Below are 21401 nucleotides of genomic sequence, written 5' to 3'. Positions count from 1 at the left end.
ATGACCCACCTCACCATTGGCCAGGCACCGCTCACGCTCAAACAGCTGCGCGCCGTCCTCGAAAGCCCGGTCACCGTCGGCCTGACCGACGCCGCCTGGGCCGATGTCGACAAGGGGGCCGCGACGGTCGCGGCCATCCTCGCCGAGGGCCGCACCGTCTATGGCATCAACACCGGTTTCGGCCTGCTAGCCAACACCAGCATCGCGCCGGAAGACCTTGAAACCCTTCAGAAGAACCTGGTCCTCAGCCACGCCTGCGGGGTCGGCCCCCTGCTGGACGACGCGGTGGTCCGTCTGCTGATGGTGCTGAAAATCGCCAGCCTGTCTAGGGGGGCGTCCGGCATCCGGCGCGAGACGCTGGAGACGCTGATCGCCCTGATCAACGCTGACGTCCTGCCCTGCATCCCGTCCAAGGGCTCGGTCGGTGCCTCCGGCGATCTGGCCCCTCTAGCCCACATGTCCTGCGTCCTGATCGGCGTCGGCGAGGCGCGGCTCAGGGGCCAAACTTTGTCCGCCGAAGCCGCCCTGGCCCGCGTCGGCCTGACCCCGCTGACGCTCGGCCCCAAGGAAGGCCTCGCCCTGCTGAATGGCACCCAGTGCTCCACGGCGCTGGCGCTGGCCGGCCTGTTCGCCGCCGAGGCCACATTCGCCGCCGCCATCGCCGCCGGGGCCCTGTCGGTCGATGCACTGAAAGGCTCCGACGCGCCGTTTGATGCCCGCATCCACGCCCTGCGTGGCCAGCCGGGCCAGATCGACGTCGCCGCCCGCCTGCGCGCCCTGATGACCGGTTCGGCCATCCGCGACAGCCACCGCGACGACTGTTCCAAGGTTCAGGACCCCTACTCCCTGCGCTGCCAGCCCCAGGTGATGGGGGCCACGCTCGACGTGCTGCGCAATGCCGCCGCGACGCTGGAGCGCGAGGCCAATGCGGTGACCGACAATCCGCTGGTCTTCATCGAGGATGGCGACGTCATCTCCGGCGGGAACTTCCACGCCGAACCTGTTGCTTATGCAGCAGATCAGATAGCCATGTGCCTGTGCGAGATCGGCAATATCTCGGAGCGCCGCACCGCCATCCTGGTCGACCCCAAGATGAGCGAACTGCCCGCCTTCCTCGTCAAGGAAAGCGGCCTGAACTCCGGCTTCATGATCGCCCAGGTCACCGCCGCAGCTCTGGTCGCCGAGAACCGCATGGTCGCCCATCCCTGCGTCATCGACACCGTCCCGACCAGCGCCAATCAGGAAGACCACGTCTCCATGGCTACCCACGGCGCGCGCCGCCTGCTGGACATGGCCGAGAACACCGCCACCATTGTCGGAATCGAACTCCTGGCGGCGGCGCAGGGGCTGGAATTCCACCGCCCCCTGACCTCCTCGCCCGCGCTGGAACAAGTGTTCTCCGTCGTACGCGAAGCCGCAGCCCCCTATGCCAGCGACCACTATTTCGCGCCGGATATCGCACGGGCGACCGACGGCGTGCGGGCGGGCCGATATCGGGCCTTCGCCGACAACCTCCTGCCCTCGGCCTAATCTTCCAGAGCCGCCGCCTTGAGGGCGGTCAAGTTGGCCGAGCCGGTGACGAAGCACGTCGTCCGCAACTGCCGGATCAGAATCTGGAAATGCTCTACCACGGCCTCGGTCGAGACGGTGGCCGCCGCCAGCACGCCCGCCGCCTGACCGACCACATCGGCCCCCAGCCGGATCGCCTTGGCCGCTTCCACGCCATCGCGGATACCGCCCGACCCGATCAGCACCAGGTCCGGACAGGCTGCGCGGACGGCCGCAATCGAGCGCGCGGTCGGAATGCCCCAGTCGGCAAAGGCGGCCGCATGGGCCTTGTCCGCCGCATCGGTCGCCCGCTCGCCCTCGACCGTCGCCCAGTTCGAGCCGCCTGCCCCGGCCACGTCGATGGCAGCCACACCCAGCTCGGCCAACCGCCGGGCGGTCGCGCCCGAAATCCCCGCCCCCGTCTCCTTGACCACGACCGGCGCATCCAGCGCCTTCACCAGGGCCTCCAGCGCCGCGCCGACACCCCACCACTCGCGGTCCCCCTCGGGCTGGCAGGCCTCCTGCAAGGGGTTCAGGTGCACGATCAGGGCGTCCGCCGCGATCATGTCCAGCACCCGCCGAGCCTCGTCGACGCCGAACCCCTGCGTCAACTGGGCCGCACCGATATTGGCCAGGATCGGCGTGTCCGGCGCCTTGAGCCTCAGCGCCATGTCCAGACCCGCGCCTTCGCCCTCCAGCGCCGCCCGCTGCGAGCCGACCGCCAGGGCGATGCCCAGATGCTGAGCCGCCTCGGCCAGCCGCGCATTGATAGCCTCGGCCCGCGCCGGGCCGCCGGTCATGGAACTGATCAGCAGCGGGGACTTCAACCGCCGCCCCAGGAAATCGACGCCCAGATCGATCTTGCCGTGATCCAGGTCTGGCAGAGCCTCGTGCACGAAACGGATCTCAGCGAACCCCGCATCGCGCCCATGCCGCGCCTTCCCCGCCAGGATTACGTCCAGATGCTCGTCCTTGCGGGTGCGGATGGCGTCGTTCTGCATAATATGAACCCTAGCGACGAGCGGTCGCTGTTGGAACCGAAACCGAGCGGGCGTAGTGTCTCGCCATGATCCCTGTCTGGTTCACCCTTCTGACGCTGGCCGTCTTCTTCGCCATGGAGGGCGTGGCCTGGTGGACGCATCGCTACATCATGCATGGGCCGCTGGGCTGGGGCTGGCATCGCGACCATCATGAGCCGCACGACAAGGCCTTCGAGGTCAATGACCTGTACGGTGTGGTCGGAGCTCTGGTTGGGACCGGCCTGTTCGTCCTCGCCTGGCTGACCGGCCTGTGGTGGGTCCGCGCCATCGCGCTGGGCGTGACCCTTTACGGTGTCATCTATGCCTTCGTGCACGACGGCCTGGTGCATCAGCGCTGGCCGTTTCACTGGATGCCGAAGAATGGCTACGCCCGCCGCCTGGTCCAGGCGCACAAGCTGCATCATGCGGTCCAGACCCGCGAGGGGGCCGTTTCCTTCGGCTTCGTCTTCGCGCCCGACCCGCATCGCCTCAGCGCCATCCTGAAGGCCCGTCGCGCCGCGCGTGCGGCCGACTTGCCGGCCGAGTGATCCTGCCCTCCATTCCCAGAGCCCGGCAAACGGCAATCGGGCTTTCGCTGGCCGGACTGATCGTCTGCGGCTGGGTCGCCCTGCACGTCTGGGGTATCTTCTTTCAGCCCCTGACCTGGCCGGCGATCGTCGCCGTGCCGCTGCTGATCCTGACCCAGAGCTGGCTGGGCGCCGGCATGTTCATCGTCGCCCATGATGCCATGCATGGCTCGCTGGCCCCCGGTCGCCCCCGGCTGAACGCCGCCATCGGCCAGGTCTGCGTCGGGGCCTATGCCGCCTTCTCGTTCCGCCGCCTGAACGTCTGCCATCACCAGCATCACCGCAGTCCGGGCAGCGCCGACGATCCCGACTTCCATGCCGGGGAACCCATGCGTTTCGGACCCTGGTTCTATCGCTTTTTCACCCGCTATTTCGGCTGGCGCGAGTTCGGCATCGTGACGGTGGTTCTCATCGCCTATCTGTTCGCGTTCGGGGCCTCGCCCCTGAACGTCGCCCTGTTCTGGGGCCTGCCCGCCATCCTCAGCGCCTTGCAGCTCTTCGTCTTCGGCACATGGCTGCCGCATCGGCATGAGGCGTCAGGCGCGGCTTTCGCCGATCACCACAACGCCCGGACAGTGCCCATGCCGTGGCTGGCCTCGCTGCTGACCTGCTTCCATTTCGGCATGCATCACGAGCATCATCTGTCGCCGAACACCCCCTGGTGGCGACTGCCCGAGGCGCGGCGTGAAGCGCTCAGACTCGCGTCCACAGGGCCGGCCGCGGCGGCGGGGCCTTTCCACGATCCAGCACCTGGGTCCAGATCGCGATAAGCGCGCCTCGCCCGAACAGCCACAGCTTCATGGCCCGGCCGACCGACACCCGCTGCTTCCAGACGCCCGGCCCGCCGCGCGCCACCTTGCGACCAATCTCGCGATAGACCCCGCGCGCCGCCGCGATCGCCATCGACGAGCGGAACGGCAGTCCCCGCAGCCCGTCACGCGCGCTGTCGTAATAGGGCTCGGCCGCCTCCAGCAGGCGGCGGGTGACGGCGTGGACCGCGTCCCGGTTGGCCGGTTTGGCCACAGCCTCGGGCGTCGGCTCGACCCCCGCCTCTCTCAGCCAGGCAGCGGGAAGATAGACCCGCCCGCCTTGCGCGTCCTCGATCACGTCGCGCGAGATGTTGGTCAGCTGGAACGCCAACCCCAGATCCTGGGCCCGGCGCAGAACCTCGGCATCGGTCACTCCCATGACCCGCGCCATCATCACGCCCACGACCCCCGCGACATGCCAGCAATAGGCCATGACGTCGTCCATGGTGCGATAGTCGTGATGCTCCACATCCATGCGGAAGCCGTCGATCATGTCGATGGCCCAGCGCTCCGGCAGGCGATGGCGCAGGGCCACCCGCTGAAAGGCCGCAAAGGTCGGGTCCGACATCGGTTCGCCCGTCATGGCGCGGCGCGTCATGTCGTACAGCCGCTCCAGCCGCCGCTTCTGCTCATCGACCGTCAGCTCCTCGTGGCCAAAGCCATGGTCCTGACCGTCGATTTCGTCGTCGCAGGCCCGGCACCAGGCATAAAGCAGCCACGCGTCCTCGCGCACCTCCGGCTCGAACAGCCGCGAGGCGGAGCGGAAGCTCTTGGACCCCTTGACGATCGAGGCCTTGGAGGCGGCGAGGACGGCGTCGGTCATGCGATGGCTTTCGCATCCTCCAGCATCAGGCCCGCCGTCGCCTTGGCCGAGCCGACCACGCCGGGGATACCTGCGCCCGGATGAGTGCCGGCCCCGACGACATACAGATTCGGCACCTTGTCATCGCGGTTGTGCGTCCGGAACCAGGCGCTCTGCGTCAGGATCGGCTCCAGCGAGAAGGCCGAACCCAGATGGGCGTGCAGGTCCTCCTTGAAATCGCCGGGCGTATAGATGCGCGTCGTCACCAGATCGCGCCGCAGGTTTGGGATGTAGCGCTCTTCCAGATAGTCGATGATCTTCTCGCGATACTCCGGCCCCTTGACCGACCAGTCGATGTCGGCGGCGCCCAGATGCGGCACGGGCGACAGGACATAGTGGCTGCTCATGCCCTCCGGCGCCATCGACGTATCGGTCGCGCAAGGCGCGTGCAGATACAGGGAAAAGTCCTCCGGCAGTTTCGGCCCGGCGAAGATTTCGCTGATCAGCTCGCGGTAGCGCGCCCCGAAGCAGATGGTGTGATGCGCCAGCTGCGGCTGCGGCGTCTTCAGGCCGAAGTGCAGCACGAACAGCGACATCGAAAACCGCTTGGACTTCAGCGACTTCGCCTTGGCTTTGCCGCGCGGCGTATGGCCCAGCATCTTGTCGTAGGTGTGCACGACATCGGCATTGGACGCGACCATGTCGGCAGGAATGACCTCGCCGCCTTCCAGCCGCACGCCGGTGGCGCGGTCGCCCAGCATCTCGATGCGCTCGACCGGCGCATTCAGGCGGAAGTCGCCGCCCAGGTCCTGGAAGAACTTCACCAGCCCGGCGATCAGCGCTCCCGTGCCGCCCCGCGCGAACCAGACCCCGCCGCGTCGCTCCAGCGCATGGATAAGGGCATAGACGCTTGACGTCTTGAAGGGATCGCCCCCGACCAGCAGCGTGTGAAAGCTGAAGGCCTGGCGCAGATGCGGGTCCTCGATATAGCGCGCCACCATCGCATGGACGCTGTTCCAGCTCTCCAGCCGCGCCAGCTCCGGGGCCGCCTTGATCATGGACCAGAAGGACTGGAATGGCACGGCACCCAGCTTGATATAGCCTTCCTGGTACAGTTCCTCGGAATACTGGTGGAACCTGTTGTAGCCCTCGACGTCCTTGGGATTGAACGCCCCGATCTGACGCTCCATGGCCGCCTGGTCGTCATTGTAATCGAAGGATTTCCCGTCCTCCCAACACAGCCGATAGAAGGGGTCGACCGGCATCAGATCGACATAGTCCTTCAGCTCCGACCCCGTGCCCTCGAACAGTTCCTTCAGGCAGTCCGGATCGGTGATCACGGTCGGACCTGCGTCGAACGTGAAGCCCTTTTCCTTCCAGACGTAGGCCCGGCCGCCCGGCTTGTCGCGCTTTTCGACCAGGGTCGTCTGGATGCCCGCGCGCTGCAAGCGGATGGCCAGGGCGATGCCGCCGAAACCGGCTCCGATCACAACGGCCCGACGTGCGACTTGATCTCTCATGGTCGTGATCCCTGCCCCGACTCGCGAAGCTGCTGCAACGCCTTGCCCACGGGGACAGGCGGTTTTCCCGCAAGCAGGCGCAGCTTGTCGAGCGTGGTGTTGTGCCCTGCGTAGAAGCGCCGCACGAGGCTTTCGGGCAGGCCATAGAAGCGCTGGAAAACGCGCCACCTCTGTTCGGGCTCCGCGGCGCGGAACAGCATGCGATTCAGCAAGCGATAGAAAGTGCGATCCGCCCAGGTCGCTTTCGAGTGCGCTTCCGTCAGCCGACGCAGCCCTTCGGAACTCAGATCATCGCTGGCCGCGACCTTTCTCGCCAGCCTGACCGCGTCCGGCAGGGAATAGCCGGTGACGGGATGGAACAGCCCGGCCCACAGCCCGGCCCGCGCCACGCTCGGCTCCTCGGCCCAGAAGGCGTCAATATCGCCGTCCAGGGCGATCGGCAGGACGCCCTCCTCCTCACCCACCACCGCCTCGACGGTCCAGCCGCGCGAGCGGATATAGGCGTCGATCCGCCCGTTCAGCGCCGCACGATCCAGCGTCGGCGTATCGGCATAATAGGTATCCTCTATCATCACCGTCCGGTCGTCGAACGGCAGCAGATAGACGAAGCGATAGGCTCCGTACTGGCGCACGGTCGCATCCATGATCGTCGGGCGGGTCAGGTCGTGGGGCTTGGTCAGGCGCACCGTCCGCCCGACGAAATTCTGCCAGCCCAGGTCCAGCGACCGCGTCGGCCTGGGCCCGCGCGCATCGATGACGCCTCGCGCCGTCAGTCGCCTCTGGTCCGACAGCGTCACCCCCGTCGTTTCGACCACCACCGCCTCCCCGGCGATCAGCCGCTCCGCCAGCAGCGGAGCAAGGGCCTCATGCAGCCGCTCGGACGTCATGCTGTTGTACGGCGTCTCCAGCACGCGCGACCGCGCTGGAAAATAGACCTCATGCCCTTCAGACCAGCGGTGCGCCACGGCGGGGGCCAGCCAGGCGCGGTCTTCGTCGTCCAGATCGCTGTCGAAAAAGGACCAGGTGTGGTTGCCCCCGATCCGGCCGTCCCGCTCGATGACGGCGACGCGCAGGTCCGGCCGGTCCAGCGCCAGCCGCCAGGCGATCATCCCCGCCGCCAGGCCGCCGCCGACCAGGATCAGATCATAGTCATCGGCGGCATCACCCATCCAGTCGCTCTAGCACGTCATGCGGGGCGATAAAGCGTCAGGGCTTCTTCTCGACCGTCAGGGCATAGCTGCCGGTCTGGCCCTGGGCGAACGACCCGGCGCGGATTTCATAGGTGCCGTCCGCGGGAGCCTTCCATTCCAGCTTGGCATGGGTGTCCGACAGACTGTCGTCGTCCGACCCCAGGACCTCGAACTCGCCGTCCTCCTGATCGCGCCCGACGAAGACGACGCTGTCGAACTCGTTGGAGACCATGGTCAGGACCAGTTCCTCGTCCTCCTTCAGCGTCACGCGATAGGCGTCGTAGAAGCTGTTGTCGGCAGCGGTGGCGTCGGTCTCGGTCAGGGTGCCGCGCGCGGTCGAGCCGACCAGCAGGCTGCCCGGCTTGGGCTGCGGGCCCCGGTCGATCAGCTCCAGCGAGTACAGCCCCTTTCCTTCCGAACCCAGTGGCGAGGCCCGCACGACGTAGGTGCCGTCCTCCGGTATGGCGAAGTCCAAACGCGAATCGGTGCCCTCGCTCAGGCCGTCGTCATCGGACCCCAGCATGGCGAAGTCACCCTCCGCCTTGCCAATCTGCAGATAGGTGTCGAAATCGCCCGAGCGCATGATCGCGCGGATGCGCTGGCCCTCGCTAGCGGTGAAGCTGTAGGCCTCGAAGTGACGACCGTCGCCGTCCTCATTGTCGGTTTCGCCGATCTCGCCCTGGACCGTGGCCCCGAAGGCCAGCGGCTGGGGCGGCCGGTCCGGCTCGATCTCGGAGAGCTTCAGGGTGTAGTCACCCGTCGCGTCAGAGAAACCGCGCGCCTGGATTAAATAGGAACCTGTCCTCGGAAGGGTGAAGTTGATCCGGGCGTTCAAGCCTTCCGGACCGCCGTCGTCGTCGCTGGCCAGGCTGGTCTCGGCATCGTCGAACAATTCCAGATAACTGTCGAAATCCGACGCCGTCATGTCGATGCGGATCCGCTGTCCTTCGCGGCCCTCGAACCGATAGCGGTCGGCGGCATAGCCGTCGGCACTGCGCCCGTCGCTCTCGCTCAGTTCGCCCTCGACCGTGTCGCCAATGGCAATGGCGGTCGCCGCGATGGGGGCCGGCCCCTCGGACAGGCTGAGCTTGTAGTCGCCTGCACCACTGTCGGACAGCGAAGTCGCCCGCACGACATAGGAGCCTGCCTCCGGAGCCGTAAAGATCAGCCGGGAATTCAGCTCAATGTCCGGCCCGTCGTCGTTCATGGCCAGTTCGGTGAAGACCTCGCCTTCCATCCGTCCCACCCGGACCACGGGGTCGAAGGCGTCCGAGACCAGATCGAAGGTGAACCGCTGACCCGCCTCGGCGGTAAAGACATAGGCGTCATAGTGCCCGCCCTCATCCGTTTCCGCATCGTCATCGGCCAGGGTGCCATCCCGCGTCTGGCCCAGCGCGATCGTGCCCGGCTCCGGCACCGGCGCAGCCGGGGGTCGCTCCGTCAGCGTCAGGGTGTAGTCGCCCCCCTCCAGCCCGGACAGCGTGCGGGCATGCAGCAGATAGTCGCCATCCTTCGGCGCCGTGAACCGCAGTCGCGCATCCGTACCGTCGCCCAGGCCGTCGTCGTCAGTCGCCAGCGCCTCGTCCAGACCGTCCTCATAGACCGCCAGATAGGCGTCGAAGGCCTCGGCCCGCAGGGTGAACTCCAACCGCTGGCCCGCCGTCGCCCGGAAGCGATAGACATCGTAGCGATAGTCGTCCTCGACCCCCACGGCATCGTCGGCGGTCAGGGCCCCCTGGACCTCGCTGCCGACGTCCAGCGTCGCGACCGGCGGCGCGTCCGCCGATTGCGCCAGGGCCGGAACTGCGCTGAACAGCGCCAGAGCGCTGACGGCGGCGAGAATGGTCTGACGGCGCATGCAAATCCCTCGTGAAGTCGCGCCGATCATAGACGCCGAACCGGCCTGTCTGTAAATCGCTGGCACCGCACGATTCCTGACTCCGGAGCCGAAACCATGACGGCCGAACCCGCTCGCGCCTCCCTGATCGACGGCAAGGCCTTCGCCGCCGGCCTGGTGGAGCGCGTCGCCGCCGCCTCGGCCCGATTGGAGGCTGCCCACGCCACCAAGCCCGGCCTGGCCGTCGTCATCGTGGGCGACGACCCGGCCAGCCAGATCTACGTCCGCAACAAGGGCGAGACGACCCTGCGCGCTGGCATGCGCTCCGAAACGCATCGGATGTCCGAGACCACCGGTCAGCATGAGCTGCTGGCCCTGATTGCCACGCTGAACGCCGACCCCGGCATCCATGGCATTCTGGTCCAGCTGCCCCTGCCCGCCCATATCGACAGCGCCGCCGTGCTGGGAGCCATCGATCCAGACAAGGACGTCGATGGCTTTCACGTCGTCAATGCCGGGCGGCTGGCCGTCGGACTGCCGGGTCTGGTGCCGTGCACGCCGCTGGGATGCCTGATGCTGCTGAAGGCGGAGTTGGGCGATCTGTCGGGTCTGAACGCCGTCATCGTCGGCCGCTCCAACATCGTCGGCAAGCCGATGGCGCAACTCCTGCTGGGCGAAAGCTGCACCGTCACCATCGCCCATTCGCGCACCCGCGACCTGCCCGCCCTGTGCCGCACAGCCGACATCCTGGTGGCCGCTGTCGGTCGTCCGGAGATGATCAAGGGCGACTGGGTCAAGCCCGGTGCCACCGTCATCGACGTCGGCATCAACCGCGTCCCCTCGCGCGATCCGGACAAGGCGGCCCTGGGCAAGACCCGCGTCGTCGGCGACGTCGCCTTCGATGAGGCCGTCACGGTCGCGGGCCGGATCACCCCCGTGCCCGGCGGCGTGGGCCCCATGACCATCGCCTGCCTGCTGGCCAATACCTATACCGCCGCCTGCCGGAGCGCGGGCGTCACACCGGATGATCTGAGCGCTTGATCGCCGTGACGCGAGTGTCGATAGTCGGCGCATCGCTTGCCCGGAGACATCGATGATCCGCCCTCATCCTCGCCTGGTGGCCCTCGCCGCCGTCGTCGCCCTGGCCCCCGCCGCAGCCGGTTGCGGGATCAACGCCATCCCGACCAAGGAAGAGAATGCCAAGCGCGCCTGGGCCGACGTCCAGTCCGCCTATCAGCGCCGCGCCGACCTGGTTCCCAATCTGGTCGCCACGGTGCAAGGTGCAGCCATTCAGGAACGCACCACCCTGACCCAGGTGATCGAGGCCCGCGCCCGCGCCACCGGCGTGACGGTCAGCCCCGATACCCTCAGCGACCCCGCCGCCTTCCAGCAGTTCCAGGCCGCCCACGGTCAGCTGTCACAGGCCCTGTCGCGCCTGCTGCTGGTGGTCGAGGCCTATCCCCAGCTTCAGTCCAACCAGAACTTCCTGGTGCTGCAGAGCCAGCTCGAGGGCACCGAGAACCGCATCAACGTCGCGCGCGGCGACTACAATGCGGCGGTTCAGGACTACAACACCACCCTGCGGACCTTCCCGACGGTGATCTGGGCCAAGACGGTCCATGGCGGCTCCCAGCCCATGCAGCCCTTCACCGCCACCGAAGCCGCCCAGACGGCCCCCACCGTCAACTTCGATGCCCTGAACCCTGCCGGCGCGGCACCGCCCGGCGGCTCCGCTCCCGCGACCACGCCCGGCTCGGCCCCGCCCGCCCAGTGATCGCCACCTCCGTGTCCAAGGCTCTGGCTTCATTGCGATGGTGTCGTCCGCTGGCCGTTGCTGGCCTGCTGTGCCTCGCCGGCCTGACGCCTGCACTGGCGCAGGCACCGCTGACCTTTCCACCGCTGGATGGCCGCGTCGTCGATGGCGCACGCCTGCTGTCGCCCGCCAAGGAGCAGGAAATCACGGCGAAGCTGGAGGCGTTGGAGCGCGACACCACCGATCAGGTCGTCGTCGTTACCGTTCCCAGCCTTCAGGGCCACGAGATCGAGGACTACGGCTATCAACTGGGTCGCGCCTGGGGCATCGGCCGTGAGGACAAGGACAACGGCGTCCTGCTGCTGATCGCGCCGGACGAGAAGAAGGTCCGCATCGAGGTCGGCTATGGCCTCGAACCCGTCCTGACCGACGCCATGTCGGCCCTGATCATCCAGAACGCCATCCTGCCGTCGTTCCGCCAGGGCTACTATGAGCGCGGCATCACCCAGGGCGTCGACGCCATCGACGACCAGCTGCGTCTGGACCCGACCGAGGCGCGCGCGATCGCCGAGGCTGCGGATCGACCCGAGGCGCGGCTACCCATTGCGGTCGCGATCATCGTCGCCCTAGTCTTCGCCTTTCTCGTACTCGCTCTCATCAGCAGTGCAGGGCGTGGACGCCGGCGGCGCGGCGGCAACGGCCTGTCGCCCATCCTGATCTGGGCTGCGTCGGAAGCGCTCAGCAGCCGCGGACGCAGCAGCGGCGGATTCGGCGGCGGATTCGGCGGATTCAGCGGCGGGGGCGGCAGTTTCGGTGGTGGCGGGGCGTCGGGCGGATGGTGATCAAGCTGGCTCCCGACACCTACGAGCGCATCGCCACGGCCATCGCGGAGGCCGAGACGCGCACGTCCGGCGAAATCTTCTGCGTCATGGCGCGACAGGTCTCGTCCTATCGCGACGTATCGCTGGGTTGGGCCGCAGCTGCGGCCCTGATCCTGCCCCTGGCCCTGATCCCTCTTGGCATGGACCCCAGCTGGGTGCCGGGACTGGCGGACGCCTGGCAGGCGGGCCATCTGGCCTTCACCGACGTCGCAGTGGCCCAGAACCTGTCGGCCTATGCCCTGATCCAGGCCGCCACCTTCATCGTCGTCTTCCTGCTGACGTCGATCCAGCCCATACGGCGCTGGGTGACGCCCCGTCAGGTGCGTCAGGCGCGGGTGCGCAAGGCCGCCTTGCAACAGTTCCTGGCCCACGGCCTGCACGTCACCGAGGCCCGGACCGGCGTCCTGCTGTTCGCCTGCGCGGCCGATCGTCAGGTCGAGGTCATCGCCGACAAGGGCATCCACAGCCAGGTCGAGCCCGAGATTTGGGCCGACGCCGCCCAGGCGCTGGCGCAGGGCCTGAAGGCCGGCGACCCCGTCGATGGCTTCCAGACGGCCATCGGCCTGTGCGGCGATGTGCTGGCCCGACATTTCCCGCCCCGGCCGCTGAACCGCAATGAGATCGCCGACAAGCTGGTCGTGATGTGACGCATCTGTCCGGGCGTCGCTTTGGCGTCGCAATCGGTGGCCATAGACCCTATCCGTTCGATCGAGCCGCTAACGGACCCGTATGCCCCGCCTGCTGACATACAATGTGCATCGCTGCGTCGGCACGGACCGGCGGCTGGACGTCGCCCGCGTCGCCGCCGTCATCGCCGAGCAGGAGCCGGACATCGTCTGCCTGCAGGAACTGGACGTCGGCCGCGCCCGCACCGGCCATGTCGATCAGGCCGAAGCCATCGCGCGCGATCTGGCGATGACCTTCCATTTCAACGCCGCCATGCGCATCGAGGCGGAGGAATATGGCGACGCCATCCTGACCCTTCGCCCAGAGCGGCTGATCAAGTCGGGTGCCCTGCCCACGATCCGTGGCGTACCGGGTCTGGAGCCGCGCGGGGCCTTGTGGGCCGCGATCGATTTTGATGGCGTCACGCTGAACGTCATCAACACCCACCTCGGGCTCGTGCCCCGCGAACAGCGCCTCCAGGCCGTCGCCCTGGTCGGCGCGGGATGGGCCGGCCATCCGGAGTGCAAGGGCCCGACCATCCTGACCGGAGACTTCAACGCCACCTCCATGACCCGGCCCTACAAGACCCTGGCCCGTCACCTCGCGGATGCCCAGCGTCTGCTGGGGCTGAAGCCTTCGGTGAAGACCTTTCCCTCGACCTTTCCGACCATCCGCATCGACCATGCCTTCGTCACGCCGGACATCGTGCCGACGCGCATCTGGGCCCCACGATCGCCGCTGGCGCGCGCGGCCTCGGATCACCTGCCGCTGGTGATGGATTTCGAGATCAGGCCGACTGCAGCGGCAGACGCCGGCGCGAACGGATCCGCCGCCGCCACGGCCTGAAGGCATCGGCGGTCGAGGTCGGGTCGCCCAGCTGAAACTCGGCGATCAGCCGCTCGATGTTGGACGGTGCCGTAGCGCCCAGCACCTTCATCCGCCCGGTGTCGAACCGCAGCACCGCCTCGCCCACAGACTGGCTCAGGGCCTCGGCGGCGGCAAAGGCGTCGGTGTCCACGCCGATCCAGTGGCCCAGGGTTCGGTGCCGGAACCGGGCAATGGCGGCCCGCCCCTCCTCCGTGCCCGGCTGGGCCGCGATGTCGCATTCGGTATCGAACCCCAGCGACCGGTTGTTCAGATTGGTCGAGCCGATCCTCAGGATGTCGTCGTCATAGATCGACACCTTGGCATGGACGATGATCCGCTCATCCCCCCTGGTCCACGGCGTGAAGGCAAAGAAGCGGTTGTGCCGGTCCGCCTGCTCCAGCCGGTACAGTACCTCCGACCGGGCCGTGTCCATTGTCATGCGGTCGAACCAGCTGGGGCTGGTGCCGGTCGAGACCAGCACGATCTCCGGCCCGTCCCATTCCTCCAGCCGTTCGGCGAGGGCCGCAGCGATCACGGGCGAGGTGAAATACTGGTTCTCCAGATAGATCAGCCGCCTGGCCTTCCTGATCAGGTCCAGATGAAGCGCCTCGTTCTCGCGCACCTCGACCTTGGAATGCCAGCGCGGCTCGGTCCGGGCGATGGCCACGGGCGTGTCGCGCATGTCCGGCTCCACCTCGTCCGGCCAGGGATCGTTGTCCGTCACATCCGGCAGCGTCTTTTCCCAGGTCGACTTGAACCAGCGATGCCGCGCCAGGTCGCCCAGCGCCCTGGCCGCCGGCCCATCCATCACCGCCATGACCTCGTGCCGCGGCGAGCAGATCACACCCGACGGCTGGCAACGGCGCGGATCGCCATCCAGATGCTCGGACGTGTCCCAGCGGTCCGTGGCGATATCGCCACCCCCGACGAAGGCCACGGCATCGTCGATGATCACCACCTTCTGGTGATGGCAGGCCCCCGGAATGCCCGGATCGAGCCGGAACTCCACCATCCGCTTGCGAAACCAGCGTTGCGACTTGTGCGGATAGAAGCCCTGCGACGCTGCGATCAGCAGCGGCGACTTCCAGATCAGCATCCGCACATCCAGCTCGGGCCGCGATCGCACAAGCCTGCGCAGCTGATGGCCGATCTGGGCCTGATGGTCGTGATGATGGCTTTCAGGGTCCAGGCGCGTACGCGGATCGAACTGCCAGCCCAGGATGACGATCGACTTCTGCGCCTTGGCGATCGAAGACCGCAGCGCTTCGAAATAGGCGTCGTTCTCCATCAGCACGGCCAGCCGTCCGGCGGTTTCGACCCGCCAGCAGTTCCGTCCGGGCTCGAAGGCCTGATCGTCCGCATCCGTCATGCCGCGACCCTAGCGCAAAAGCGTGACGGCTGGTCCAGTCGAATGCTGAAGCTGCCACCCTTTCGACATGGATTGCCCAACCGACGCTTTGCGAGCATACTGTCTCCGTCATTCTGACAGGGGACGTCGCCGATGCAGGCGCTGATCGAGTTGATCGCGGGGTTTGTCGCCATGCTGGTGGCCGTCGCCCTGTCGCAATTCGGGATGAACGTCGATGTGCCAAACAAGCCGGAACGCGAAATCCGCCGCGTCCAGGACTGCGGCGATCAACGGGCTGCATCTGTCATCGCGGTCGCCGAAAGCCGTCAGCAAAGCTGCTAGCCCGGCCCTCCGGATCGCGGCGCCACGCGGGCCATCGCACGAAACGGTTCATGGTTGTGTTTGGCCACGTTGAAGGCCATGCAGCCGGAATGCGAGATCATCTTCTGCAACCGTTCGACGCTGCAAAGCCATGACCATGGATCGGCCGACATCAGCGTCGAAGACCGAAGCCCTGCCTTCGTTGCGCGACAGCCTTGATGCCCATGGCTTGCTGGCCAAGAAGAGTTTCGGGCAGCATTTCCTGCTGGACCTGAATGTGACGCGCAAGATCGTGCGCCTGGCCGGGCCGTTCGACGGGCGAGCGGTCATAGAGGTGGGGCCAGGCCCGGGCGGGCTTACGCGGGCGCTGCTGGAAAGCGATGCGGGCTCGGTCGTACTGGTCGAGAAGGACCCGCGATTCCTGCCGCTGCTAGGCGAGCTGGATGATGGCACCGGACGGCTGCGCATCGTCGAGGGCGATGCGCTGAAAGTGCGCGAGGCCGATCTGGTCGAAGGCCCGACGCATCTGGTGTCCAACCTGCCCTACAATGTCGGGACGCCCCTGCTGATCAAATGGCTGACGGGACCGTGGACGCCGCACGCCCTGACCCTGATGTTTCAGAAGGAGGTCGCCGAACGGATCGTGGCCGCGCCGGGCGACGACGCCTATGGCCGTCTGGCCGTGATTTCGCAGGCCGTCGCGGATGCACGGCTGGTGATGCACCTGCCCGCCGCCGCCTTTACCCCGCCGCCCAAGGTCGCCTCCGCCGTCGTGCATCTGATCCCCCGCCCCGACCGGCCCGCTGCGGAGACGCTCAAGCGTCTTGAGCGCGTCACCGCCGCCGCCTTCGGTCAGCGTCGCAAGATGCTGCGCTCCAGCCTGAAAACTCTGGGCGGCGCGGCCCTGTGCGAGGCTGCGGGCATCAGCCCGGAAGACCGGGCCGAGGTCATCGACCTGGCAGGGTTTCTACGGCTGGCCGCCGCGATCAAATAAACGCCAGCAAAAAGGGCCGCCCCCCGAGGAGCGGCCCTTACATTGTCAGCCAATCGAGGCTTGTCGTCAGGCGAAAGACCCCGCCAGAGGGGAGGTCAGGCTCAGACGGCTTGCCGCGTGCGGCGTGAGACAATGAGACATTCGACCACCTCCTTTCAATGTTGAACACTGACAGGAATGTAGCGATCGCTCACCGAGCTACAAGCCCCTAGACCGCTTCCTTCAGCAGCCCGTCGCGATAGCTCCCGACCCACAGGTTCCGCGCCCGGCGGCTACGCTCGGCGTGATAGATGTGGGCCAGCTCGGCATAGGAGCGGTCGAAGTCGTCGTTGACGAAGACATAGTCGAACTGATCGCAGTGCTCGATCTCGCCCTTGGCGTTGGCGATGCGGCGCTCGATGACGTCGTCGGCGTCCTGGGAGCGGGTGACCAGCCGGCGGCGCAGCTCTTCCAGGCTGGGCGGCAGGATGAAGACGCGTACGGCATCCTCCGGGCATTTCTCGGCGATGTCGCGGGCCCCCTGCCAGTCGATGTCGAACAGGACATCGCGCCCCTCGGACAGGGCCTTGTCGATGGGCGCACGGGGTGAGCCGTAGCGGGCCCCGTGGACGTCGGCCCATTCCAGAAAGGCGTCGGCGTCGATCAGGCGCTGGAATTCGGCATCGTCGACGAAATGATAGTCGCGGTCGGCCACCTCGCCCGGGCGGATGGCGCGGGTGGTCATGGACACCGACAGCTCCAGACCGCCGTGATCGGCCATCAGGCGGCGACACAGCGAGGTCTTGCCCGCGCCCGAGGGGCTGGCGACGATCAGGAGGACACCCCGGCGGGGCGTGCGTTCATTCGACATTCGAAACCTTGGGGCGGACGACTCTGCGACTGGGCGTCGTCCTAGTCCAAACGCGCCTCATTGGACAGGCTGTGGTGCCATTTGCGGCGTCGGCTGCTGGGGCACGCGGATCACTTGGGCTCCGGGCGGCACCACGACGCCGGGGGGCAGATCCTGGGCAGGATCGGTGGTCCCGGCGGGAACAGCCGGGGCTTCGGGCGGCAGACCGGCCTTGCGGCGTTCGATCTCGCGCCAGCGCGCCACATTGGCCAGATGTTCCTGATAGGTGCGGGCGAAGGCGTGACCGCCCGAGCCATCGGCGACGAAGAACAGGTCCTCGGTCCGCAGGGGGTTCAGCACGGCGGCGATGGAGGCCTCGCCCGGATTGGCGATGGGCGTCGGCGGCAGGCCATCGATCCGGTAGGTGTTCCAGGGATTGGCGGCTTCAAGTTCCGACTGGCGGATGCCGCGACCCAGGGGGCGACCCTTGGTGATGCCATAGATGATGGTCGGATCGCTCTCCAGCCGCATCCCCAGACGCAGACGATTGGTGAAGACCCCGGCGACGCGCGGCCGCTCGGCGGCGACGGCGGTCTCCTTCTCCACGATCGAGGCCAGGATGATGGCCTCTTCCAGGGTGCGGACAACCGTGGCGGGGCTACGCTGGGCCCACAGTCGGGCCGCGGCCTCGTCATGGGCGCGGCGCATGCGGGCCAGCACCGAGGCGCGCGTCTCGCCGCGCGCGATCTCATAGGTCTCGGGCCAGAGGGTGCCCTCCTCCGGAACTTCCTCGACCTCGCCGACCAGCACCGGCTCCTTCATCAGGATGTCCACCGCCTGGGCCGAGGACCAGCCTTCGGGCAGGGTGACGAAGTGGCGGACGACCTTGCCGTCGACCAGCAGGGCGATAACCGCGTTCAGGGACGCGCCGCTGGGGACCTCATACTCCCCCGCCCGCAGGCGGCGGGCCGAGCCGTTCAGGGCGACGGCGGCCTTGAACAGGTCTGTCGAGCGGATCACGCCCTCGGCCTTCAGCTGGGCCGCGATGGCATTGACCCCGGAGCCGCTGGACAGGGTCACGATGGTGGTTTCGCCGGACCGGGCCGAGGGACCGGGCGCATACAGCACGGCCCATAGCGCGATCAGAGCCGCAATGACGAAGAAGCCGAAGGTGCCGGCCGCTGCCAACAGGGCGGTCCTGCGCCCCGATCCTCGCTCGACCGACCGTCCGAACACCTAGTCGACCTTCCTGAAGATGACCGAGGCATTGGTGCCGCCGAAGCCGAAACTGTTGGACATGGCCACATCGATCTTCATCGGCTTGCCCTTGTGCGGGACCAGGTCGATCGGCGTCTCCATTTCCGGATTGTCCAGATTGATGGTCGGCGGCGCGATCTGGTCGCGGATGGCCAGCACGCTGAAGATCGATTCGATCGCGCCCGCGGCCCCCAGCAGGTGGCCGGTCATGGACTTGGTGGAGGAGACGGCCAGATTCCTGGCATGGTCGCCGACCAGGCCCTCGATGGCCTTCAGCTCGATCCAGTCAGCCATGGTCGAGGTGCCATGGGCGTTGACGTAGTCCAGGTCCGACGGCTGCAGCCCGGCCCGCTTCAGCGCCGCCTTCATGGCACGCAGGCCACCCTCGCCATCCTCGGACGGGGCGGTGATATGATAGGCGTCGCCGCTCATGCCGTAGCCGACAACCTCGGCATAAATCTTGGCCCCGCGGGCCTTGGCGTGTTCGTATTCCTCCAGGACCATGATCCCGGCGCCCTCGCCCATGACGAAGCCGGCGTGGTCCTTGTCATAGGGACGGCTGGCCTTCTCGGGCGTGTCGTTGAAGGCGGTGCACAGCGCCTTGCAGGCCAGGAAGCCCGCGATGCCGATGGGGACGATGGAGCTTTCGGCCCCGCCCGCGACCATGACGTCGGCATCGTCCAGAGCGATCATGCGCGCTGCGTCCCCGATGGCGTGGGCACCCGTCGCGCAGGCGGTGACGACGGAATGATTCGGGCCCTTGAGGCCGTGGCGAATCGAGATCTGGCCGCTGGTCAGGTTGATCAGGGCCGAAGGGATGAAGAAGGGGCTGACCCGGCGCGGGCCCTGTTCCTTCAGGATGATGGCCGTGTCGGCGATGGGGCCCAGGCCGCCGATGCCGGAGCCGACCATGACGCCGGTGCGTTCGCGGTCCTCGTCGCTCTCGGGCTTCCAGTTGGCATCGGCCAGGGCTTCGTCGGCGGCGGCGATGGCATAGACGATGAAGTCATCGACGCGCTTGCGATCCTTGGGCGACATGATCTTTTCGTGATCGAAGACGCCGGGTTCGCCGGGCACACCCCCGCCCCGCCCATCTACCGATGGAATCTCGCCCGCGATGGTGCAGCCATAGCCTTCGGTATCGAAGTTGGTGATCGGACCGATGCCCGAGCGCCCTTCCACGATGCCCTTCCAGTTGTGCTCCACCCCCCAGCCCAGCGGGGTGAGAAGGCCGAGGCCGGTGACGACGACGCGACGCATGCGTGGCGACTCCTTACAGATTCCAAGCCTTGAAACAGTAATGGCCGCCGGACGCCCCCGCTAGGGGGACGTCACGGCGGCCATCGATGCCGTGCGAAAAAGAGGAGGCGATCAGCCGGCCAGCTTCTCGTCGATGAACTTCACGGCGTCGCCGACCGTCTGGATGTGCTCGGCGGCGTCGTCGGGGATTTCGATGTCGAATTGTTCTTCGAAGGCCATGACCAGTTCGACGTTGTCGAGCGAGTCAGCGCCCAGGTCGTCGATGAAGCTGGCCTTTTCGGTGACCTTGTCCGGATCGGCGTCCAGGTGGTCGATGACGATCTTGCGGACGCGTTCCAGGGTGTCGGACATGGGTGTCTCTGCTTTTGGGGCCACCGAAGCGGCTGTTGTCTCAAATCCTGCCGTAAGACGGCGGGGGCGGCGACGCAAGCCTTCAACGAGGGATCGCGCCAACCGGTCTGCGGGGTTTAGCACAGTCGGGACGGGTGGAAATACCCCTCGTCGGCCCTAGACCATCGCCATGCCGCCGTTCACGTGCAGGGTCTGGCCAGTGACATAGGCGGCCTCGTCGGACGACAGATAGACGGCGGCAGCGGCAATCTCGTCGCCGGTGCCCAGGCGGCCGGTGGGGATGTTCTTCAGGATGGTCTCGCGCTGGGCGTCGTTCAGGACATCGGTCATGGGCGAGGCGATGAAGCCCGGCGCAATGCAGTTGACGGTGATGCCCCTGGAGCCCACTTCCTGGGCCAGAGATTTCGAGAAACCGATCATGCCGGCCTTTGACGCGGCATAGTTGGTCTGGCCGGGGTTGCCGGTGACGCCGACCACCGAGGTGATGCCGATGATCCGCCCCGAGCGGCGCTTCATCATCCCCTTCATGGCGGCGCGCGACAGGCGGAAATAGCTTTCGAGATTGACCTTGATGACGTCGGCGAAGTCCTCGTCCTTCATCCGCATCAGCAGGCCGTCCTTGGTGATGCCCGCATTGGCGACCAAGATGTCGAGCGGGGTACCCGCGGCCTCTTCGGCGCGGGCGATCAGGCCGTCTACGGAGGCGGGGTCGGACAGGTTGGCGGCGGCGGCGAAGGCGCGCTCGCCCAGGTCCTGGGCCAGATCCTGAAGCACAGCCTCGCGGGTGCCGGACAGGACGACGGTGGCGCCTTGCGCATGCAGGGCCCGGGCGATGGCCCCGCCGATACCGCCGGTCGCGCCGGTGACGAGGGCGGTCTTATTGGAAAGATCGAACATCTGTTTCTCCTTCCTTCTCCCCTTGCGGGAGAAGGTGCCCCGGAGGGGCGGATGAGGGGTCGCGCGAACGCCTCGGGTTGTTGTTCGAAGGATCACCACCAAAAAACCGGTGCGACCCCTCATCCGTCAGGCTGCGCCTGCCACCTTCTCCCGCATGGGGAGAAGGAAAGTCAAAAACTCTTCGCGAACGCTTCCAGGTCTTCGGGCGTATTCAGGGCCACGCTCTCGCTGTTCGGCGCGATGCGTTTGGCCATGCCGGTCAGGACCTTGCCCGAGCCGATCTCGGCGAAGCGGGTGACGCCGCCGCCATTTCCGCTTTCTTGGCCGGCCATCCATTCCATCGACTCGCGCCAGCGGACGCGGCCGGTGACCTGTTCGACCAGCAGGCGACGGATGACCTCGGGGTCGGTTTCCGTGCGGGCGGTGACATTGGCGACGACGGGGACGACCGGCGCGATCAGGCGGGCATCAGCCAGGGCCTCGGCCATTTCGTCGGCGGCGGGCTGCATCAGCGGGCAGTGGAAGGGGGCCGAAACGTTCAGGGGAATGGCTCGCGCGCCCAGCTCCTTGGCCTTTTCGATGGCGCGATCGACGGCGGCCTTGTCGCCGGAGATGACGATGTTGCCGGCGTTGTTGTCATTGGCGACGACGCAGACCCCGACCTC

22 protein-coding genes are annotated in these 21401 nt (G+C 67.2%); 10 read left to right on the top strand and 12 right to left on the bottom strand.

Annotation, left to right across the window (positions count from 1 at the left end; genetic code table 11):
• Nucleotides 1-1530, top strand: coding sequence for a histidine ammonia-lyase (gene hutH / locus JHC81_RS01205; protein WP_292169649.1), 1530 nt, complete (start codon nucleotides 1-3; stop codon nucleotides 1528-1530).
• Here hutH and fni read toward each other — a convergent pair.
• The gene (fni, locus tag JHC81_RS01200) at nucleotides 1527-2549 is read right to left on the bottom strand and encodes a type 2 isopentenyl-diphosphate Delta-isomerase (RefSeq protein ID WP_292169648.1); all 1023 of its coding nucleotides are present in this window, start codon (nucleotides 2547-2549) and stop codon (nucleotides 1527-1529) included. The two genes, hutH and fni, sit on opposite strands and share 4 nt — an antisense overlap.
• Nucleotides 2550-2614: 65 nt before the next feature.
• Here fni and JHC81_RS01195 point away from each other — a divergent pair, with 65 nt between their 5' ends.
• Complete coding sequence (locus JHC81_RS01195; RefSeq protein WP_292169646.1) at nucleotides 2615-3115, top strand: sterol desaturase family protein; 501 nt, start codon at nucleotides 2615-2617, stop codon at nucleotides 3113-3115.
• On the top strand, nucleotides 3112-3924 hold the full coding sequence (locus JHC81_RS01190; RefSeq protein ID WP_292169644.1) for a fatty acid desaturase: 813 nt from the start codon (nucleotides 3112-3114) through the stop codon (nucleotides 3922-3924). Before JHC81_RS01195 ends, JHC81_RS01190 begins: the two co-directional genes overlap by 4 nt.
• Here JHC81_RS01190 and JHC81_RS01185 read toward each other — a convergent pair.
• The 4 genes from JHC81_RS01185 to JHC81_RS01170 are packed head-to-tail and all read right to left on the bottom strand — an operon-like array spanning nucleotide 3848 to nucleotide 9333.
• The gene (locus JHC81_RS01185; RefSeq protein WP_292169642.1) at nucleotides 3848-4786 is read right to left on the bottom strand and encodes a phytoene/squalene synthase family protein; all 939 of its coding nucleotides are present in this window, start codon (nucleotides 4784-4786) and stop codon (nucleotides 3848-3850) included. The two genes, JHC81_RS01190 and JHC81_RS01185, sit on opposite strands and share 77 nt — an antisense overlap.
• On the bottom strand, nucleotides 4783-6285 hold the full coding sequence (locus JHC81_RS01180) for a phytoene desaturase (protein ID WP_292169640.1): 1503 nt from the start codon (nucleotides 6283-6285) through the stop codon (nucleotides 4783-4785). Before JHC81_RS01180 ends, JHC81_RS01185 begins: the two co-directional genes overlap by 4 nt.
• Nucleotides 6282-7454 (bottom strand): lycopene beta-cyclase CrtY, encoded by a 1173-nt coding sequence (crtY, locus tag JHC81_RS01175; protein ID WP_292169638.1) that lies wholly within the window; start codon nucleotides 7452-7454, stop codon nucleotides 6282-6284. Before crtY ends, JHC81_RS01180 begins: the two co-directional genes overlap by 4 nt.
• 37 nt (nucleotides 7455-7491) lie before the next feature.
• Entirely contained in the window at nucleotides 7492-9333 is a 1842-nt protein-coding gene (locus JHC81_RS01170) for a PPC domain-containing protein (RefSeq protein WP_292169637.1), read from the bottom strand.
• A gap of 96 nt (nucleotides 9334-9429) precedes the next feature.
• On the opposite strand from JHC81_RS01170, the gene JHC81_RS01165 reads away from it, so the two are divergent.
• The 5 genes from JHC81_RS01165 (at nucleotide 9430) to JHC81_RS01145 (ending at nucleotide 13458) form a co-directional block, all read left to right on the top strand.
• Nucleotides 9430-10353 carry a bifunctional methylenetetrahydrofolate dehydrogenase/methenyltetrahydrofolate cyclohydrolase gene (locus JHC81_RS01165; RefSeq protein ID WP_292169635.1) on the top strand — a complete coding sequence of 308 codons (924 nt, stop codon included), beginning with the start codon at nucleotides 9430-9432 and terminating at the stop codon, nucleotides 10351-10353.
• A gap of 52 nt (nucleotides 10354-10405) precedes the next feature.
• Entirely contained in the window at nucleotides 10406-11086 is a 681-nt protein-coding gene (locus tag JHC81_RS01160) for a LemA family protein (protein ID WP_292169633.1), read from the top strand.
• Nucleotides 11083-11907, top strand: a complete 825-nt coding sequence (locus JHC81_RS01155) for a TPM domain-containing protein (RefSeq protein ID WP_292169631.1) — start codon at nucleotides 11083-11085, stop codon at nucleotides 11905-11907. Before JHC81_RS01160 ends, JHC81_RS01155 begins: the two co-directional genes overlap by 4 nt.
• A complete protein-coding gene (locus tag JHC81_RS01150; protein ID WP_292169629.1) occupies nucleotides 11901-12593 on the top strand; it encodes a TPM domain-containing protein in 693 nt (230 codons plus the stop codon). Before JHC81_RS01155 ends, JHC81_RS01150 begins: the two co-directional genes overlap by 7 nt.
• 82 nt (nucleotides 12594-12675) lie before the next feature.
• The gene (locus tag JHC81_RS01145) at nucleotides 12676-13458 is read left to right on the top strand and encodes an endonuclease/exonuclease/phosphatase family protein (RefSeq protein ID WP_292169627.1); all 783 of its coding nucleotides are present in this window, start codon (nucleotides 12676-12678) and stop codon (nucleotides 13456-13458) included.
• Here the strand turns inward: JHC81_RS01145 and JHC81_RS01140 are convergent.
• Complete coding sequence (locus tag JHC81_RS01140) at nucleotides 13400-14848, bottom strand: phospholipase D-like domain-containing protein (RefSeq protein ID WP_292169625.1); 1449 nt, start codon at nucleotides 14846-14848, stop codon at nucleotides 13400-13402. The genes JHC81_RS01145 and JHC81_RS01140 overlap by 59 nt on opposite strands.
• 132 nt (nucleotides 14849-14980) lie before the next feature.
• Here JHC81_RS01140 and JHC81_RS01135 point away from each other — a divergent pair, with 132 nt between their 5' ends.
• A complete protein-coding gene (locus JHC81_RS01135) occupies nucleotides 14981-15169 on the top strand; it encodes a hypothetical protein (protein WP_292169623.1) in 189 nt (62 codons plus the stop codon).
• Between the two features lie 136 nt (nucleotides 15170-15305).
• Nucleotides 15306-16142, top strand: coding sequence for a 16S rRNA (adenine(1518)-N(6)/adenine(1519)-N(6))-dimethyltransferase RsmA (gene rsmA / locus JHC81_RS01130; RefSeq protein ID WP_292169621.1), 837 nt, complete (start codon nucleotides 15306-15308; stop codon nucleotides 16140-16142).
• Nucleotides 16143-16350: 208 nt separating this feature from the next.
• Here the strand turns inward: rsmA and gmk are convergent, their stop codons facing one another.
• The 6 genes from gmk to JHC81_RS01100 form a co-directional block, all read right to left on the bottom strand.
• Nucleotides 16351-16992, bottom strand: a complete 642-nt coding sequence (gene gmk, locus JHC81_RS01125) for a guanylate kinase (RefSeq protein ID WP_292169619.1) — start codon at nucleotides 16990-16992, stop codon at nucleotides 16351-16353.
• 57 nt (nucleotides 16993-17049) lie between these two features.
• Nucleotides 17050-18159 (bottom strand): endolytic transglycosylase MltG, encoded by a 1110-nt coding sequence (gene mltG, locus JHC81_RS01120; protein WP_292169618.1) that lies wholly within the window; start codon nucleotides 18157-18159, stop codon nucleotides 17050-17052.
• 48 nt (nucleotides 18160-18207) lie between these two features.
• The gene (gene fabF, locus JHC81_RS01115; RefSeq protein WP_292169617.1) at nucleotides 18208-19488 is read right to left on the bottom strand and encodes a beta-ketoacyl-ACP synthase II; all 1281 of its coding nucleotides are present in this window, start codon (nucleotides 19486-19488) and stop codon (nucleotides 18208-18210) included.
• Nucleotides 19489-19599: 111 nt separating this feature from the next.
• Nucleotides 19600-19839, bottom strand: a complete 240-nt coding sequence (locus JHC81_RS01110) for an acyl carrier protein (RefSeq protein ID WP_292169615.1) — start codon at nucleotides 19837-19839, stop codon at nucleotides 19600-19602.
• A 156-nt stretch (nucleotides 19840-19995) separates the two neighbouring features.
• On the bottom strand, nucleotides 19996-20736 hold the full coding sequence (gene fabG, locus JHC81_RS01105; RefSeq protein ID WP_292169613.1) for a 3-oxoacyl-[acyl-carrier-protein] reductase: 741 nt from the start codon (nucleotides 20734-20736) through the stop codon (nucleotides 19996-19998).
• 170 nt (nucleotides 20737-20906) lie between these two features.
• Nucleotides 20907-21401: ACP S-malonyltransferase (locus JHC81_RS01100; protein ID WP_292169611.1), on the bottom strand; the 495-nt coding region annotated here is incomplete at its 5' end.

Source organism: Brevundimonas sp. (assembly GCF_016463295.1).
Classification (GTDB): Bacteria; Pseudomonadota; Alphaproteobacteria; order Caulobacterales; family Caulobacteraceae; genus Brevundimonas.
This window is presented reverse-complemented; position numbering and strand designations above follow the sequence as displayed.